The sequence below is a fragment of the Planomonospora antibiotica genome (assembly GCF_014647955.1).
Taxonomy (GTDB): Bacteria; Actinomycetota; Actinomycetes; order Streptosporangiales; family Streptosporangiaceae; genus Planomonospora; species Planomonospora parontospora.
The window spans coordinates 1-505 of record NZ_BMQE01000171.1; the positions used below are offsets into that span (position 1 = coordinate 1).

The following is a 505-nucleotide window of genomic DNA, read 5'->3' on the forward strand; positions in this document are numbered from 1 at the left end:
CTTGACCAGTGAGCTATTACGCACTCTTTCAAGGGTGGCTGCTTCTAAGCCAACCTCCTGGTTGTCACTGCGACTCCACATCCTTTCCCACTTAGCACACGCTTAGGGGCCTTAGTCGGTGGTCTGGGCTGTTTCCCTCTCGACTACGGAGCTTATCCCCCGCAGTCTCACTGCCACGCTCTCACTTACCGGCATTCGGAGTTTGGCTGACGTCAGTAACCTTGTCGGGCCCATCGGCCATCCAGTGCTCTACCTCCGGCAAGAAACACGCGACGCTGCACCTAAATGCATTTCGGGGAGAACCAGCTATCACGGAGTTTGATTGGCCTTTCACCCCTAAACACAGGTCATCCCCCAGGTTTTCAACCCTGGTGGGTTCGGTCCTCCACGCAGTCTTACCCACGCTTCAACCTGCCCATGCCTAGATCACTCCGCTTCGGGTCTACAGCATGCGACTCAAACGCCCTATTCAGACTCGGTTTCCCTACGGCTCCCCCACACGGGT

1 rRNA gene is annotated in these 505 nt (G+C 56.6%); it reads right to left on the reverse strand.

Annotation, left to right across the window (positions count from 1 at the left end):
- Nucleotides 1-505, reverse strand: a 23S ribosomal RNA gene (locus IEZ06_RS35970); the annotation flags it as partial.